The following is a 16,367-nucleotide window of genomic DNA, read 5'->3' as shown; positions in this document are numbered from 1 at the left end:
GGTTCGGCGGTCGCGGCGAAGATGTGGTCCGAGCCCGCTGTGCCGGTCAGAGCAGGCTCGCGACGAGGCGATGGCTGCGCTCGGTCATCGCCTCGGCGGAGTGCTGTGGGTGCTGTAGCCACCAATCGACCAGAGCCGCTACCACTCCGGTCCACACCGCGACCAGGGCGGATCTGTCGTCGGGGTCCGTCAGTCCTCGGTGTGCGAGGAACGCCGAAACGCCCTGCTCGGCCTGGGCGGCGATCCGGGCTCGGGCGGCTCGGGCCGCTTCGGCGGCGGGTCCGCTGTCGGGGTGGGAGCGGTCGAAGACGACTTTCCAGTCGTGGGGGCGTGGCTCGAGGGCGGTGAAGATCGCGGCCAGTGTTCGCTCGGCCATCGCGAGGGTCGGTGTGGTGTCGATCGCCACGTCGATCGCATCGCCGAGGACGGTTCCGGCCCGCTGGACGCACGCCGTGTACAGACCGTCTTTGGATCCGAAATAGGTGTAGACGAGCGGTTTGGATACGTCCGCGCGCGCGGCGACCGTGCCGATCGACAGGCCCGCGTAGCCGACCCGGCCGATCTCCTCGGCCGCGAGGTCGAGGAGCTGGGTCTCACGCTCGGCTCGGGGGACTCCCTTGGTTCCCGCGCTGTTCGTCACGTCCCCTCCTTCGACGACTGTTGACGGCGATATGTACAACAAGTAACTTACCATTTGGTCAATTCGCTGGAGAGTCGCTGCGAGGCAGTCGGCCCCACTCACCTCCGAACCAGGGCAGGCGCAATGAACAATCCCGTGACGAAGGTTCTTCTCAATCCCGCACCTTCCGCCAAATCCGTGCTGGGTGCGGCTCTTTCGGGGCCGGTCGACCTCAGCGGGAAAGTTGTCGTGCTGACCGGGGCGTCGTCGGGGATCGGTGAGACCACCGCGCATCTGTTGGCGAGTCACGGTGCCCATATCGTCGCCGTCGCCCGGGATCGGGAGCGGCTCGATCAGGTCTGCGCCGACATCGCCGCCGCGGGCGGGAGCGCGCACGCGGTGCCGTGCGATATGACGGACGCCGATCAGGTCAGCGCACTGGCCACGACGGTGCTCGACCTGTTCGGGGTACCGGACATCATCATCAACAACGCGGGACGCTCGATCCGGCGCACGGCGCTCGACGCCGCCGAACGGGCGCACGACTACGAACGGACCATGGCGGTCAACTACTTCGGGCCCGTCCGGCTGACGCTGGCGATGCTTCCCGCGCTGCGCCTGGTGAACCGCGGCCACATCATCAACATCGGTACCTGGGGAACCACCGCCGGGGTGATGCCGAAATTCAGCGCCTACCACGCGTCCAAAGCCGCCCTCGCCGCCTTCGGCCGTAGTGTCGGCGCGGAATGCCACGGCACCGGTATCAAGGTGACCACCATCGGATTCCCGCTCGTGCGCACTCCGATGATCAGTCCCACCGCCGAGTACGACAGCCAAGCGGCCCTCACCCCCGACCAGGCCGCGCAGTGGGTGCTCACCGCCGTCCGGGACCAGCCGGTCGAGCTGTATCCCGTCTACGCCGGAGTGCTGCGACTGATGTCGGCCCTTTCCCCGCGCCTCACCGATGCTGTCGTCCGAGCCGCCGGTATCTGAGCCGGGGGATCAGAAGACCAGGTAGCGGAGGCTCAGGAAGCGGGCCAGGCCGACGGTGGCCATGATCGCCAGCATGGCGCCGGCCTGGGTGAGGTCGCCGAGGGTGGGGGCGAAAGTCTCGAGGGCGGCCAAGGCGGCTGTGGTGATGCCCAGGCCGATCAGTGCGAGGCCGCCGCCCTGATATTGGGCCGTGAACCAAGGGACAGCCGTGGTGCGGAAGGTGAGGCGGCGGTGTAGTTCGTTGGCTATCACCGTGCTCACCACGGAGCCCGCGACATTGGCGGTGAGGGGGCCGAGGCCGGTGCAGGCCATGAAGAGCAGCACATACGCGATGTTGCTGACGCCACCGACCACCGCGAAGCGCAGCAGTTGGGCGACGGCGTGATCGCCGAACGCGAACCGGCGACCCCAGACGTACAGACGGGACCAGTGCGGCGCGGGGACGACGAGCGGACCGAAGACGGGGGCGATGGCGATGCTGTTCACGAGATGAACCGTCGCCCGGTGCGCTGACGCGGACCTGACGCCGCACTGACAGACATCGCACACGCATGACGCCGACGTGTGTCAGGGGAGGTGTCAGGTCGCCGTCAGCCCGGTGTCAGCCTGCCCGGCGATGGTTGCCGGCATGAACAGCACAGCAATCGCCGCCTCGGGGCTGCGGAAGTCCTACGGGGACAAGAAAGTTCTCGACGGCATCGACATCACCGTCGAAGCGGGCAGCATCTTCTCCCTGCTCGGCCCGAACGGCGCGGGCAAGACCACCACCGTCAATGTGCTCACCACGCTCCTGCAGGTCGATGCCGGAACGGCGCGGGTGGCCGGCCACGATTTGATGTCCGAGACCAAGGCGGTCCGCAAGGCCATCGGCGTCACCGGCCAGTTCGCCGCCGTCGACGACCTGCTCACCGGTGCGGAGAACCTGCGGCTGATGGCCGACCTGCACCGCCTGCGCGGTGCCGCGGGCAAACGGGTGATCGCCGACCTGCTCGAGCGTTTCGACCTGGTCGAGTCGGCGAACAAGCAGGCGGGCAGCTACTCCGGCGGTATGCGCCGCAAGCTCGATCTGGCGATGACGCTGGTGACCAAGCCGCGGATCATCTTCCTCGACGAACCGACCACCGGCCTCGACCCACGCAGCCGCCGCACCATGTGGGACATGGTGCGCGAACTGACCGACGAGGGCGTAACCATCTTCCTCACCACCCAGTACCTCGAGGAAGCCGATCAGCTGGCCGACAAGATCGCGGTACTCGACCAGGGTCGCATCGTCGCCGAAGGCACCGCGAGCGAACTCAAGCGCCGAATTCCCGGCAGCCACATCAAGTTCCGCTTCAGCGGTGCCGTCGAACTCGCTGCCGCCGCCCGTGCCCTTGCCGACTCCGTTCCCGACGAGGACTCGCTCACCCTGAGCGTCCCCGGCGACGGCGGAACGAAAAACCTTCGCGCCCTGATGGACCGGCTCACCGCCCACGACCTCGAGGCCGACGAGGTCTCCATCCACACCCCCGATCTCGACGACGTTTTCCTCGCCCTCACCGGGCGCGCAACCCAGGAGGCCGAAGCCCGATGAGCACCACCACGTCCAACCCGCTGTCCAGCGCACTGTTCGATTCGTCGGTCATGTTGCGGCGCAACTTCACCCACATCGCCCGCAGCCCGGTGACCATCTTCAATGCCGCGCTGATGCCGGTGATGATGATGCTGATCTTCGTCTACGTCTTCGGTGACGCCTTCGATGTCGGCGAGAACTACATCGACTACGCGGTGCCTGGCATGCTCATGCTCGCCATCAGCTACGGCCTGTCCGGCACGGCGGTGTCGGTGAGCTCGGACATGACCAAGGGCGTCATCAACCGGTTCAAGGTGATGGATGTGTCGCGCGGTGCCGTGCTCACCGGGCATGTCGCGGCGAGCATCGTCACCAATGTGATCGCCCTGACGGCCGTGCTCGGCGTCGGTTTCGCGCTCGGTTTCCGATCACCGGCGAGCGCGGTGCAGTGGCTCGGCGCGCTCGGTGTGCTGCTGGCGACCGCCTTCGCCGCCGCCTGGCTCACCGTCGCCCTCGGCATGGCCGCCAAGACCCCGGAGGCAGCGGGCATGTCGGTGGTTCCGCTGCTCATGCTGCCCTTCCTGAGCAGCGCGATCGTGCCCGCCGAGAAGATGGGCCCCGGTGTGCGGCAGTTCGCCGAGTACCAGCCCTTCACCCCGATCATCGAATCGGTGCGCGGTTTCCTGGCAGGCACGCCGTCGGGCGGCCACACCGTCGCCGCCTTCGCCTGGTGCGCGGGCTTCGCGGTGATCGGCTATGTGTGGTCGCGCTCGACCTTCAGCAAGCGAGTGTGAGCTCCACCAGTTCGGCGACATCCGACTCCGACCCACGAGCCACCGCCTCGGCGAAGTCCGCTTCGCCGAGGCTTCGGCGTGTCTGCTCCTCGATGCGGGCCGCGTCGGGCAGCGACAGGTCGGGCACGCCGCGGGTGACGGTGGCGGCACCGAGCAGGCGGGCGGCCTGCTCCGGTCGTTCGGCGCGCAAGGCCAGATCCGCGATCCCGACGAGGATCTGGGCCAGCAGCGCCGCGTGACCGGCGCTCGATGCGGCCTGGAAGGCCGCGCGGTGGCTGGTCCGTGCCTCGTCGAGATCGGCGGCGAGATAGCCGCGCAGATCGTGGGCCATGGCGCTCACGACCGGTTGCCCGGCCTCGTCGCCGAGCAGCTTCTGTGCCAGTTCCATCTGCTGTTGGGCGAGCACGGGTTCACCGCTCCACCTGGCCAACTCGGCGCGGACGAGCGCGACCTCGGCCAGCGAGGTCGGCCAGCCCGTGCGGTCCGCGCATTCCTGCGCGTGCGCCAGCGCCGCCTCGCCGGCCTCGGTGTCGTCGAGCAGCCAGTACAGCTGGGCCTGGCGTGCGCGCATCCGCACCACGGCCTCGAGCGTGCCGACCTCGGTGACCACCGCGATCGCCTCGTCGAAAAGCGCGCAGGCGGCATCGAATTCGCCGCGCATGGCCGTGCGGTTGGCCAGTTCGGTCAGCGCGAACGACATTCCCCAGCGCTCGCCGATGACGCGGAATTCCGCGAGCGCCTGCTCGAGCAGTTCGTCGGCCGCGCGGCCCGGATGACCGAGCACGGTACGCAGCTTGCCCAGTTGCAGCCGCGCCAGTGCGCGCACCCACGGATCGTCGTCGGCGAGCAGCGATTCGAACGCGGGCAGATAGTGCTCGGGACCGGCCAGGATGCGCTCGAGCGCACCGGTGAACCGCAGCGCGGGGTGTCCGCCCCGGCTGTCGCGGCCGTACCGGTTGGCCTTGCGGATCCACTCACCGACCTCGTGTTCACCACCGCGGCCACCGCTGAGGAAGTGCACGACCAGGGCGTACACCGTCGCGCGTGTCTCGTCGTCCACGTCGCCGGACAGGTCGGCGGCGGCAAGGACGAACTCGGTGCCCTCGCCCTTGTACCCGGCCAGCCACCAGTACCAGCCCGCCGCGGCGGCCAGGCGCATCGCGGCATCGGCGTCGTCGGCGGCGAGGGCCGTGCGCATGGCGACCGCGAGGTTGTCGTGGTCGGCCTCGAGTACGGCGAGCCAGTCGAGTTGCTCGGCACGGCGCAGGTGCGGTTCGGCGGTGGCCGCCAGGGTGATGAAGTGCGAGATGTGCGCTCGGCGTGCGGATTCGGCGTCGCCCGCCTCGTCGAGGCGTTCGGCGGCGTACTGCTTGATGGTCTCGAGCATGCGGTAGCGCGGCTGTGGATTCTCGGACACCGTGAGCAGCGACTTCTCGGTCAGCGAGGTGAGGTGTTCGAGCACCTCCCAGTCCTGCACCGTCGCACCGTCGGCGCAGACCTGTTCGGCCGCTTCCAGACTCGCACCACCGGAGAACACCGCGAGCCTGCGCAGCACGGTCTTCTCCGCGTCCGACAGCAGTTCCCAGCTCCAGTCGACCACCGCGCGCAGGGTGCGGTGCTGCGCGATCGCGGTGCGGCTGCCGCCGGTGAGCAGGCGGAACCGGTCGTCGAGGCGGTGGGCGAGCTGCTCGAGCGACATGGTGCGCAACCTCGCCGCCGCCAGCTCGATCGCGAGGGGGATGCCGTCCAGGGCGCGGCACACCCGGGCCATCGTCGCCAAAGCCGTTGCGTCCGAACCGAGGTCACCGCGCACCGCGCCCGCACGGTCGCGCAGCAGGACGACGGCGGGGGAGGACTCGATCGCCTGCGGGTCGGCGTTTTCCCTCGGTACCGTGAGCGGTGCGACCTGCCACAGCGCCTCGCCGGTGATGCCGAGCGGTTCCCGGCTCGTCGCCAGGATGCGCAGACCCGTGCACTCACCGAGGATCCGGTGGGCGAAGGTGGCGGCGGCCTCGATCACGTGCTCGCAGTTGTCGAGGATCAGCAGGGTCTCCCGGTCGCCGATGGCGGCGACGAGCCGGTCCATCGGTTCGGCGTTCGGGGTGTCGCCGATCAGGGCGTCGCGCCTGCCGAGTGCCGCGAAGGCCAGCTGAGCGAGGTCGCCGCTCGCGTCGGTGGCGGCGAGTTCCACCAGCCACGCGCCCTCGGGGAGGTCGTCGAGCATGGTGCGGGCGGTTTCCACCGCCAGCCGGGTCTTGCCCGAGCCGCCGGGGCCGGTGATCGTCGTGAGCCGGTGTGTCGCAAGGAGTTCGCGCACCACGGCGATGTCGCCGTGCTTGCCGATATAGCTGGTGAGCTCGGCGCGCAGGTTCGTCGAGCGCTGCGCGGGCCGGGCGCCGACCTCGCCGCGCAGCAGCGCGACGTGCAGCTGCGACAGCTCCGGTGACGGGTCGACGCCGAGTTCGTCGGCCAGCGCCTCGCGGGTGCGCTGGAACACCACCAGCGCCTCGGCCCCGCGACCCGCCGCGCCGAGCGCGCGCATCAACGCGGCCGCCAGCCGCTCCTGAACCGGATGCCGCGCAACGACTTCGGTGAGCTCGGCGACGACCTCCGGGCCACGACCCAGCCGCACCTCGGCCTCGTACCGGTCCTCCATCGCGGCCAGGCGCAGCCCCTGGAAACGGGTGACCACCGGGTCGAACGGGGCACTGTCGGCGACATCCTGCAGGGGCTCGCCGCGCCAGAGTTCCAGCGCCTCGCGCAGCAGTTCGGCCTGACGCAGGTCGTCGGTGCCGCGCGCTTCGTCGAGCAGCCGTTCGAAGCGCACCGCGTCGACGGCGCCGGGGTCGACGGCGAGACGGTACCCGCCCGCCTGCACCTCTAGCGAACCGTCGGGCAGCAGTCTGCGCAGCCGGGAAACCAGCGCCTGCAGGGCATTCGCGGCGTCGGCCGGAGGCTGTTCGTCCCAGATCAGGTCGACCAGGCGGGTCTTGGGGACGGCGCGGCCCGGTTCCAGCGCGAGGGCGATGAGCAATGCCCGCAGTCGGGCGCCGGGTATCGCTATCGATCCACCGTCTGCTGTCCGGATCTCCAGCGGCCCGAGCATTCCGATCTGCACGTCGCCCATTGTGCACCGGGTGACCGGGCGATGCCCACCACAGCTGGTCGCCTGTCCGGATATGGTGTCCCCGGGTGCGTCAGGGTGGTGTCAGCCTCGTGTCAGCGCCGGTCGCGACAGTATGGTCATCAACCGAACGGATCCACCGAGGAGCACCCGATGTACACCTTCGCCACCACCGCACCGGTCACCGTCAGCGTCGATGTCCTGTCGGCAGGCGTCACCGTCATCGCCTCCGACCGCACCGACGCCGTCGTCACCGTCGCGCCGTCGGATCCGGGCAAGAAGGGCGACGTGCGCGTCGCCGAACAGACCGAGGTGAACTTCGCCGACGGCAAGCTCACGGTGGTGACGCCCAAGAGCTGGCGCACCCACAGCCCGTTCGGTGGTAACCCGTCGATCGAGCTGACCATCGAGGTGCCCACCGGCTCCCACCTCACCGGAACGGCCGGGGTCGGGCAGCTGCGCGGCAACGGTGCGCTCGGCGCCTGCGACCTGACGATCTCCCTCGGCGACATCGTCCTCGAACGCCCCGCGGGGCCGGTCACCGCCAAGGTCGCCAAGGGCGACATCCGCATCGGTGAGGTGACCAGCGGCGAGATCCGGGTGGAGACCTCCATGGGCGAACTGGAGGTGGGCATCCGCCCCGGCACCGCCGTGCAACTCGAGACCGAGGCGACCGTCGGCGCGGTGCGCAACACGATCGTGCCGGTCGCCCCGAACGGTGAGTCGGTGCGCCTGCACGCGCGGAACACCGTCGGTGACATCATCATCCGTCCCGCGGCCTGACCGGCTCAGAGAACGACGAAGCCCCCGTCCACGAGGAACGGGGGCTTCGCGGGGATCAGGTCAGTTCTTGACCAGCTCCGGGGTTTCCTCCTCGGCGTCCTGCACCGCCGGGGCGGCGTGCGGGTCGGCCGCCGCACGGGCCGGGAGCAGCACCGCCATCGCGATCACGATCAGGGCCAGCACCGCCGAGACGCCGAAGGCCAGGCTCATACCGTCCAGGCCCGCCGCCGCCGGGTCAGCGCCCGACTCGATGAGCGAGGAGCTGCGGGCGGAGGCAACGGTCACCACCAGCGCGGTACCGAAGGCCGCGGCCACTTGCTGCAGGGTGCCGAGCATCGAGCTGCCGTGCGAGTACAGGTTCATCGGCAGGGCGCCGAGGCCGAGGGTGAATACCGGGGTGAACGTGGCCGCCAGCGACACCATCATCAGCGAGTACAGGCCGAGCAGCTGCCAGTACGGCATGTCCATCGAGATCTGGGTGAAGCCGACCAGCGACAAGGTGATGCCGATCGAACCGGGGATCACCAGCACGCGCCCGCCGAACTTGTCGAACAGCTTGCCGACGGTCGGGCCGAGCAGGCCCATCGCCAGGCCGCCGGGCATCATCAGCAGACCGGTTTCCAGTGCGCTCAGGCCACGCACGTTCTGCAGGTACAGCGGCAGCAGCACCATCGAGCCCATCATCGCCAGGAACGCGATCGACATCAGCACCAGTGATTTGGTGTAGGTGCCCGCCAGCAGCACGCGCAGGTCGAGCAGCGGGGTGCCGGTGCGCTGCAGCCGCAGCTGGCGGAACACGAACGCCGCGATCAGGGCGAGACCGACGGCGACGATCGCGATCGCGACCGAGTAGCTGTCACCGTGGAACTTGCTGAGCCCGTACACCAGACCGCCGAAGCCGAGCGCGGCCAGCGGCACGCTGAGCAGGTCGATGCTCCCGCCCGCGGGTTCGCCGACGTTCTCGAGCTGGCGAAGACCCAACCAGGTGACGATCGCGGTGATCGGCAGCATGAGCACGAACAGCAGGCGCCACGACTCGAGGGCGGGCACGTCCACCTGCAGCACCAGCCCGGACACCACCGGACCCATCGCCGGGGCGACCGAAATCGCCAGCGTGACGTTGCCCATCACCCGGCCGCGGTCCTTCTCGGCGACCACGGTCATCAGGGTGGTCATCAGCAGCGGCATCATCACCGCGGTGCCGCAGGCCTGGATGACCCGGCCGACGATCAGCAGCGCGAAGACGGGCGCGACGGCCGACAGCAGGGTGCCGACCATGAAGGTCGTCATCGCCGTCGCGTAGGCCGTGCGCGTCGGAACACGCTGCAGGAACCAGCCCGTGGTCGGGATGACCGCGGCCATGGTGAGCATGAACGAGGTGGAAACCCACTGCGCGTCCACTTCGGTGATGTCGAACGCCTTCATCAGCTCGGGCATGGCGTTGATCATCAGCGTTTCGTTGAGGATCACGACGAAGGTCGCGAGCACCAGCACCCGGATGACCAAGGGTGTCCGCTCCTTCGCGGCAGGTGCGGATATATCGGCTGGCATTCGGGTAAACCTCCGGGGCGGGGAACGGCGGGTGTGCGGGCACCACAAGAAAGAAGACGGGGGCCGTCGGTCCAACTCATCGGGCGCGGGCAAGTATTCCGGTCACCACCGACACAAATCATCTGGTTTTCCGGGCGCCGAGTGTTCGGCTATCGGCGGAAACAGCAGCTCACCAGCACCTCACAGGACATACGTCCAGGACGCAGTGACCCTGGTCACCATCCGGTCGCGCTGTCGGCCGAGCGCGTGTGTTTCCGTGTCGAACCCGGGGGCAGGGGGTATACCGGATCGGTGACTACATCGAGGTTGTGGCTTGCTGTGGTGTGCGCGATCGTTGCTGTTGTCGGTGGGGGCCGGGCGACAGCCGATCCGGGGGCTCATGTGACAGGGGAGGTGCCGCTGGGCGGCCGGGCCGCCCAGATCGACGTGTACTCGCCCGCGATGGGGCGGGTCGTGCAGAACAAGGTGATCAAGGCGGCAGGTGCGGGTGCGCCGACGCTGTACCTGCTCACGGGTGCGGGCGGCGGCGCCGACGGCATCTCCTGGTGGGACAACACCGATGTGCGGCACTTCTTCGCCGACAAGTTCGTCAATGTGGTGATGCCGGTCGGCGGCGCGTTCACCCTGTACACCGACTGGATCTCCGACGATCCCGCCGTCGGGCGCGTGCGGTGGGAGACCTACCTGACCGAGGAACTGCCCGGCGTCATCGACGGCGCGCTCGGCACCAATGGCCGCAACGCCATCGCAGGCGTGTCGATGAGCGCGGCGTCGGCGCTGGATCTGGCGATCCAGGGCGGCCCGAGGTTCTCCGCGGTCGCGGCGCTGAGCGGGTGCCCGTGGGCGGCCGACCCGATGGGCATCGCGATGGCGAGCGCCCAGGCCGTGCGCGGCGGCGGCAACCCGGGCAACATGTGGGGTGTGCCGGGCGGTCCGACCTGGCGCGAGCACGACGTGTTCGCCAATGCCGGTCGCCTCGCGGGCAAGTCGATCTTCCTCGCCGCCGCGACGGGCGCACCGGGCGCCGCCGACCGTGGTCTGCCGATGCCGCCGCTCGAGACCATCGCGGGCGCCTGCACGGCCGCCTTCGCCGGGCGCCTCGCCCAGCTGGGTATCCCGGCCGTGCACGTGCACCGGCCCACCGGTTCGCACACCTGGGGTCAGTTCGAGGCCGACCTGCACGAAGCCTGGCCGCACCTGGCCGCCGCGATCAGCTGACCGCGACGCGGGGGCGTTCGGCGGCCGGCTCCTCGACCGCCGGTTCGTCCTCGCGCCGGTACCACCAGTGCAGCGCCGCGATCCCCAGCACGGCGAGCAGCACCGCCGTGAGGCTGATCGACAGGCCGGGCGGTCGCCAGGTGATGGTGAGCTCGGCATTGTGCGTGCCCGGCGGAATGTCGACGGCGAGGAAGGTACCCGCCACCGCGCGGGTCGGGATCTCGCTCGGGCCGAGCGTGGCCGTGTAGCCGGGCCAGGCCAGGCGGGAGAACACGATCCGTCCGCCGGTGCCGGAGGAGACGGTCGCGCGGTTGGTGAGCCCGGCCTCCGGCATCACCGTGGCGTGGACACCGGATTCGTGCGCGATCATGTCGCCGGGGGAGGGCAGCGGGTTCACGCGTTCCAGCACCCAGATCTGGTGTTCGTGGCCGGGGTAGCGGACGAACGCCCAGCCCGGCGGTGCCGGCTTCTCGCCCGCGTCCGGGTACTGCGCGCGTTGCAGCACAACGCGATCCAGTCGCATCAGGTCGACGATCGGCGTGTCGGTCGACGGTTCAACCGCGAACACCCGGCGATAGGCGTCCGGGCAGGTGCCACCGTCCCACGCCATGCACAGCAGGCCGGCGAAGGCGGCGTGCCCGACAGGGGTGTACCCGTTCACGTACTGCAGGCCCATGTTCTTGGCATAGCTGCCGAGCGCGATCGATCCGTAAGTGCCCGCGAGCGTGCGCTCCTCGTCGCGCACCGCGATGCGGTCGGCCAATTGCAGTGTGCGCCCGCCGAAATCGGGGAAGGCGGCGAGCATCTCCGAGCGCCGTTCCGGGAACCCGTAGGACAGTGGGGTTTCCGGAGCGGCGGCGACCTGAGCGAACGCGATGGGCATGGTCGCGGCGATCATCGCTGTCGTCGCGGCGGCCACGCCACGATGACGCACGAGCCACAGCGCGCCCGCGCCCATCGCCACGACCGCGACGACGGCGAGCACATGCCGGACGAGAAGTTCCGGTGCGGCAGAGAAGGACCGGATGAACAGCAGCCCGATCAACGCGCCCGCCGCCGCGTGCCGCCGCCGCGACGACGCGAACGCCCCGTACCTGCTGAGCAGCACGCAGACGAGCACGAGCACGGCGATGGCGAGCATCGGCAGCACCCGCGCGGGCCAGCGCAGCGGCCCGATCGCACCGGGGCCCGCCGTCCACATCAGCGTCGCCACCGCGAACAGCGCGATGCCGCTCCACTCGCGCGCCGACTTCGCCGCCGCCTTCCAGTCGATGAAGGCGAGCGCCGGAATCACGAACCACGCGATGTAGACCATCGGCAGCGGTTGCACATGCCCCCACCACGCGGTGAACGCCGGAACCGTGCTCGGCAGACTGGCATTGAGCGATTCCGACCACGGCACCGTGAGGAACGGATCGTTGTGGATGGTCGAGACGTCACCGCGCCAGGTGGCCTGGGACGACAGCAGCAGCGGCAGATTCGCGATCAGCGAGGCCAGCGCGGCGAGACCGGCGGCGGTCAGCATCCGCAGCACCGGCACCCACTTGCGCTGATACAGGTACTCCCCGGCGGCCACGGCCACGATCATCAGCGCGGCTTCGACCGCCGGGAAGACGTATTGGATCGTCAGCGCCAGGTACAGGAACACGAACAGCGGGATCGGGCCGGATCGTTTGCGCGCGTAGAGCACCGCCGAGGCCCAGGCGTGCACGAGCCACGCGGTGCCCGTCTGGGAGGTGAACCAGCTCGCCTCGTCGAAGAACAGGAACCAGCCGCTGAAGGGGAACGCCACACCGGCCAGCGCCGCCCACGGCGCCCGCGCACCGTAGGCCAGGCAGATGCGGAACACGCCGAGCGCCGCGATCGCGGAGAACACGAACTTCACGGCCGTCGCGTAACCGGCCAGATCGTCGAACGAGGGCGCGAGCAGATACACCAGCAGCTGGGCCGGGTTGTAGAGCCCGGCCTCCTCGAGGCTGTAGTTGCCCGCCATCCATTCCCACGGGACCATCGCCGGGAACCGGCCGGCCCGGAGCTCGGCGCCGAGCAGCTGCCACATCGGCACGTACTGCGCCTCGGTATCGTCGGTGTAGAAATGGCGCGCGTCGCCGAGCAACACCGCGATGTACCCCGCCAGGACCGCGACAACGACAAGTCCTGCCCACCGCATCACTTGTTTTCGCGGTTCGAGCGCCGCGCGTACCCACACGAGCGCGGGAGCTTAGGGCATGGAGGTGAATCGGACAATGCCCCGCGTGGTGATGGACGTTTGACCAGCTCAGCTGTGGTTAGGTGGGGTCGACCGATGTTGATAGCATGGCGCAACCGTGCCGACCTTCGAGAGAGTCATCAATGCAGTTCGAAATCGTCGAGCGGGACGAGACCTGGGTGGCCGGTTTGCCGGTCCGCAGTCCCAAACGCGCACTCGGTAAGCTGCGCGACCACGACCTCGAAGCCGCCTGGTCGGCGGTCCTGCACCAGGATCTCGGCGGGCCACTGGCCAGCGCCTACACCGATTTCAGCGGCGAGCTGGGCACGTACAACACCCAGATCGTCGGCTATCAGTGCGATTCGCTCGACCAGGTCACCCGTGGCCATCTCGCCGCCCGGCTTCCGCGCGGCGCCTACGCCCGCTTCTCCTCGGTCGGTAACTTTCCCCAGGTGATGACGGATCTGTGGACCCAGATCGCCTACGCCGAGGAACACAACCAGATCAAACGCACCTTCACCGGCGATTTCGAGTGCTACCCGCACGCGTACAAGATCGACCTGTACCTGGCGGTCGATCCCCGATGACCTACACGATCGTGGTCCGCGGCGGGGCGCTCTACGGCGGCCTCGCCGTGCCGCGCGTGCATCCCAGCTTCAAGGTCTCCAACAGCGATCTGATCGAGTTCCTCAAGGACCGGCTGCGCGACCGTCCCGGCGGGCGCGAACCGCTGCACACCGTTTACGTGCCGGACCCGGCGGGCAACTGGAACGCCCTCGTCGCTCGCGAATTCGCCACGCCCGACGAGGTTCCCGTCGGTGACCTCATGGTCAGCGTGCCCAAGGGTATCTACGCCCGCTTCGCGCCCAACGGCGACTACCACGACCCGGTCGAGGACGTGTGGGCCCAGGTCGACGACGCCACCGCCTCCGCCGAGATCTCGCGCGCGTACCGCGAGGAGATCGAGGTCTGGCACGGGCCGACCGACGTGGAACTGTTCGTCTCGATCCAAGTCGATAACTGACGAATAGCTGCATTCGGACCGTACGGTCTGCGAAAAATAACTCAGTGCACCCTAACCGCTCCTGACCTGCGGTTATTTCAACTGGCTCAGAAGGTTTCCGGGAAATTAGCCACTTGTCTGGTGGATTCGTAACCGATGACGGATACTGCACCAGTCGGCATCTATGGGACGCCGACCCCTTGCGGGCGTGAAGCATGGAGTAGGAACCCGATGGCTGTCGATGCAGCATGCGGCGAAACGCGGTTGCGGCGGATTCACCGCCATACCACCGCGGTCGCGACGGCACGTTTTCGTGGGGTCGATCGCTAGATGAACGAACAAGCACCACAGACGGCGGACTACCGGCCACGTCTGCTCGATCCGCGCGACCCCACCGACCGGGCAACCTTGCGGCAGCTCGCCGACACCCCCGGCATCCAGACCGTCGACCTGCGCGCCGGACTGCGCGCCGAACTCGATCAGCTCACCGGCCCACCGCCGGGGCTCGACCCCGGGGAGGAACGGTGGGTGCACTACCCGTGGCGCAACGCGCTCGTCGCCGTCCTCGGGCCCGACGCCTTCGCCGCGATCCGCTCGGACCGCAACCGCAACAAGCTCACCCGCGACGAACAGCGGCGGCTGCGGGAACTGCGCGTCGGCGTCGTCGGGCAGAGCGTCGGCCATTCGGTGGCCTACACGCTGGCCCTCGAGGGCACCTGCGGGCTGCTGCGCCTGGCCGACTTCGACACCATCGAGCTGTCGAATCTCAACCGGGTCCCGGGCGGGCTGTTCGACGTCGGCGTGAACAAAGCGGTGGTCACCGCCCGCCGCATCGCCGAACTCGACCCCTACCTGCCGGTGGAGATCTGGCAGACCGGTGTGCTCACCGAGACCGCCGACGAATTCCTCGACGGGCTCTCCCTCGTCGTCGAGGAATGCGATTCGCTCGACATCAAATTCGCGGTGCGCGAAGCCGCCCGCCGCAGGCGCATCCCGTTGCTGATGGACACCAACGACCGCGGCCTGTTCGACGTCGAACGCTACGACCTCGAACCCGGCCGCGAACCCTTCCACGGTCTGCTCGGTGCGACCACCGGCGCCCAGCTCGCCGGTCTGGACACCAGGTCCAAGGCGCCACACGTGCTGCGCATCCTCGACCCGGCCCAGTTGTCCGCACGGATGGCCGCCAGCCTGGCCGAGGTCGGCGAAACCATCACCACCTGGCCGCAATTGGGTGGTGAGGTGCAGCTGGGTGCCGCGATCGTCAGTGCGGCGGTCCGCCGGATCGGGCTCGGGGTGAAGCTGTCGTCGGGACGAACACGCATCGACCTCGAAGCCGCCCTCGATTCGCTCGCCGAACCCGGCTACCTCGACGACGATGCCGACGACCACGCCACCGAACTCGACGACGAGCCACCGCCCGCCGACACCATCGGCGCGATTCTCGCCTGCGCGCAGCGCGCGCCCTCGGGTGGCAATGTGCAGCCGTGGATCCTGCGCGGCGACGACGAGTTCATCGAGATCGCCCTCGATCCGACGGACACGACGGTGATGGACGTCGACCTGCGCGGCAGCGCGGTCGCCGTCGGTGCGGCGCTGTACAACGCCACGGCGGCGGCCGCCGCTCACGGTTTGCTCAGCGACACGCAACTGCTCGTCGACGAGCCGTCGGCACCCCTGATCGCCCGCCTGCGACTGCGTCCCGGCACCGACGCCGAGCTCGCCGCCGACTATCCCCTCGCCTGCGCGCGCCACACCAACCGGCGCCTCGGTAATGCCGCCGACCTTCCGGATTCGGTGCTGCCCGCCCTCGCGCAAGCTGCGGGCAACCAGGCGATCGTGCATGCGATCACCGGGCGCGAACGCCTCGCCGAGGTTGCGGATCTGCTCGGTGCCAGCGATCGCGTCCGCTATCTCACTCCGCAGCTGCACCAGCAGCTCTATGCCGAATTGCGCTGGCCGGGCGAGGATATCCGCACCGGCATCGACGTGCGGACCCTCGACCCGGCACCGGACGAACTCGCGAAACTCCAGGTCGGCAGCCGCAGCGATGTGATGGACCGGTTGCGTGAGTGGTCGGCAGGCACCGCGCTCGGCGAATTCACGGTCGATCGGGTGCTGTCGAGTTCCGCGCTGGTCGCCGTGGGGTTCCGGAAACGCGGCGGCGGCGCACCGGATCTCGCCGACTACGCGCGGGCCGGTGCCGCCGTCGAAAAGGTCTGGTTGCGGGCGCAACTGCTGGGGCTGGCGGTGCAGCCGGTGTCTCCGGTGTTCCTGTACGCGAACCGGCCCGAGGATTTGCGCCGCGTTTCTCCCGAGTTCACAGATACACTTGCCAGCATTCAGAGGCGTTTCCTGGACGTCATGGAAATCTCTGAGGATGAGAACGTGGCATTGGTTCTTCGTCTGAGCTACGCCGCCGCTGCGAGCGTTCGCAGTCGACGGTTGCCGGTGCCTGGCAGTAGGAACGACGGATAGCGCGGATCGGAGACAGCGTGCATCGGCAATCGCTCGACTCACT

13 protein-coding genes are annotated in these 16,367 nt (G+C 69.0%); 8 read left to right on the top strand and 5 right to left on the bottom strand.

Annotation, left to right across the window (positions count from 1 at the left end; genetic code table 11):
* Positions 1 to 46: 46 nt before the first annotated feature.
* Positions 47 to 640, bottom strand: coding sequence for a TetR/AcrR family transcriptional regulator (locus tag ACWEVR_RS24035; RefSeq protein ID WP_452468812.1), 594 nt, complete (start codon positions 638 to 640; stop codon positions 47 to 49).
* Positions 641 to 763: 123 nt separating this feature from the next.
* On the opposite strand from ACWEVR_RS24035, the gene ACWEVR_RS24030 reads away from it, so the two are divergent.
* A complete protein-coding gene (locus tag ACWEVR_RS24030; protein ID WP_452468811.1) occupies positions 764 to 1,612 on the top strand; it encodes an SDR family NAD(P)-dependent oxidoreductase in 849 nt (282 codons plus the stop codon).
* A 9-nt stretch (positions 1,613 to 1,621) separates the two neighbouring features.
* On the opposite strand, the gene ACWEVR_RS24025 is transcribed toward ACWEVR_RS24030, so the two are convergent.
* Positions 1,622 to 2,098 (bottom strand): GtrA family protein, encoded by a 477-nt coding sequence (locus tag ACWEVR_RS24025; RefSeq protein ID WP_452468810.1) that lies wholly within the window; start codon positions 2,096 to 2,098, stop codon positions 1,622 to 1,624.
* A gap of 130 nt (positions 2,099 to 2,228) precedes the next feature.
* Between ACWEVR_RS24025 and ACWEVR_RS24020 the strand changes: the two genes are divergently transcribed.
* Complete coding sequence (locus ACWEVR_RS24020; RefSeq protein ID WP_452468809.1) at positions 2,229 to 3,185, top strand: ATP-binding cassette domain-containing protein; 957 nt, start codon at positions 2,229 to 2,231, stop codon at positions 3,183 to 3,185.
* Positions 3,182 to 3,958 (top strand): ABC transporter permease, encoded by a 777-nt coding sequence (locus ACWEVR_RS24015; RefSeq protein ID WP_452468808.1) that lies wholly within the window; start codon positions 3,182 to 3,184, stop codon positions 3,956 to 3,958. Before ACWEVR_RS24020 ends, ACWEVR_RS24015 begins: the two co-directional genes overlap by 4 nt.
* Here ACWEVR_RS24015 and ACWEVR_RS24010 read toward each other — a convergent pair.
* Positions 3,942 to 7,085, bottom strand: a complete 3,144-nt coding sequence (locus ACWEVR_RS24010) for a BTAD domain-containing putative transcriptional regulator (RefSeq protein WP_452468807.1) — start codon at positions 7,083 to 7,085, stop codon at positions 3,942 to 3,944. The two genes, ACWEVR_RS24015 and ACWEVR_RS24010, sit on opposite strands and share 17 nt — an antisense overlap.
* A gap of 150 nt (positions 7,086 to 7,235) precedes the next feature.
* On the opposite strand from ACWEVR_RS24010, the gene ACWEVR_RS24005 reads away from it, so the two are divergent.
* Positions 7,236 to 7,865, top strand: coding sequence for a hypothetical protein (locus ACWEVR_RS24005; protein ID WP_439266808.1), 630 nt, complete (start codon positions 7,236 to 7,238; stop codon positions 7,863 to 7,865).
* 60 nt (positions 7,866 to 7,925) lie between these two features.
* Here the strand turns inward: ACWEVR_RS24005 and ACWEVR_RS24000 are convergent, their stop codons facing one another.
* Positions 7,926 to 9,416, bottom strand: a complete 1,491-nt coding sequence (locus tag ACWEVR_RS24000) for an MDR family MFS transporter (protein ID WP_452468806.1) — start codon at positions 9,414 to 9,416, stop codon at positions 7,926 to 7,928.
* Between the two features lie 291 nt (positions 9,417 to 9,707).
* On the opposite strand from ACWEVR_RS24000, the gene ACWEVR_RS23995 reads away from it, so the two are divergent.
* Complete coding sequence (locus ACWEVR_RS23995) at positions 9,708 to 10,634, top strand: alpha/beta hydrolase (RefSeq protein ID WP_452468805.1); 927 nt, start codon at positions 9,708 to 9,710, stop codon at positions 10,632 to 10,634.
* Here ACWEVR_RS23995 and ACWEVR_RS23990 read toward each other — a convergent pair.
* Positions 10,627 to 12,804: a hypothetical protein gene (locus ACWEVR_RS23990; RefSeq protein ID WP_452468804.1), complete on the bottom strand. Its 2,178-nt coding sequence runs from the start codon at positions 12,802 to 12,804 to the stop codon at positions 10,627 to 10,629. The genes ACWEVR_RS23995 and ACWEVR_RS23990 overlap by 8 nt on opposite strands.
* Before the next feature lie 182 nt (positions 12,805 to 12,986).
* On the opposite strand from ACWEVR_RS23990, the gene ACWEVR_RS23985 reads away from it, so the two are divergent.
* From ACWEVR_RS23985 to ACWEVR_RS23975, 3 genes are all read left to right on the top strand, one after another.
* Positions 12,987 to 13,430, top strand: coding sequence for a GyrI-like domain-containing protein (locus ACWEVR_RS23985; RefSeq protein WP_067485472.1), 444 nt, complete (start codon positions 12,987 to 12,989; stop codon positions 13,428 to 13,430).
* Entirely contained in the window at positions 13,427 to 13,867 is a 441-nt protein-coding gene (locus ACWEVR_RS23980) for an AraC family transcriptional regulator (protein WP_067485474.1), read from the top strand. The genes ACWEVR_RS23985 and ACWEVR_RS23980 overlap by 4 nt, the downstream gene beginning before the upstream one ends.
* Before the next feature lie 309 nt (positions 13,868 to 14,176).
* On the top strand, positions 14,177 to 16,324 hold the full coding sequence (locus ACWEVR_RS23975) for an Rv1355c family protein (RefSeq protein WP_452468803.1): 2,148 nt from the start codon (positions 14,177 to 14,179) through the stop codon (positions 16,322 to 16,324).
* The last annotated feature ends 43 nt before the right edge of the window (positions 16,325 to 16,367 follow it).

The organism is Nocardia sp. NPDC003979, from assembly GCF_053605015.1.
Note: the sequence above shows the minus strand (reverse complement) of the source record. Positions and strands in the feature narration are given on the sequence as shown.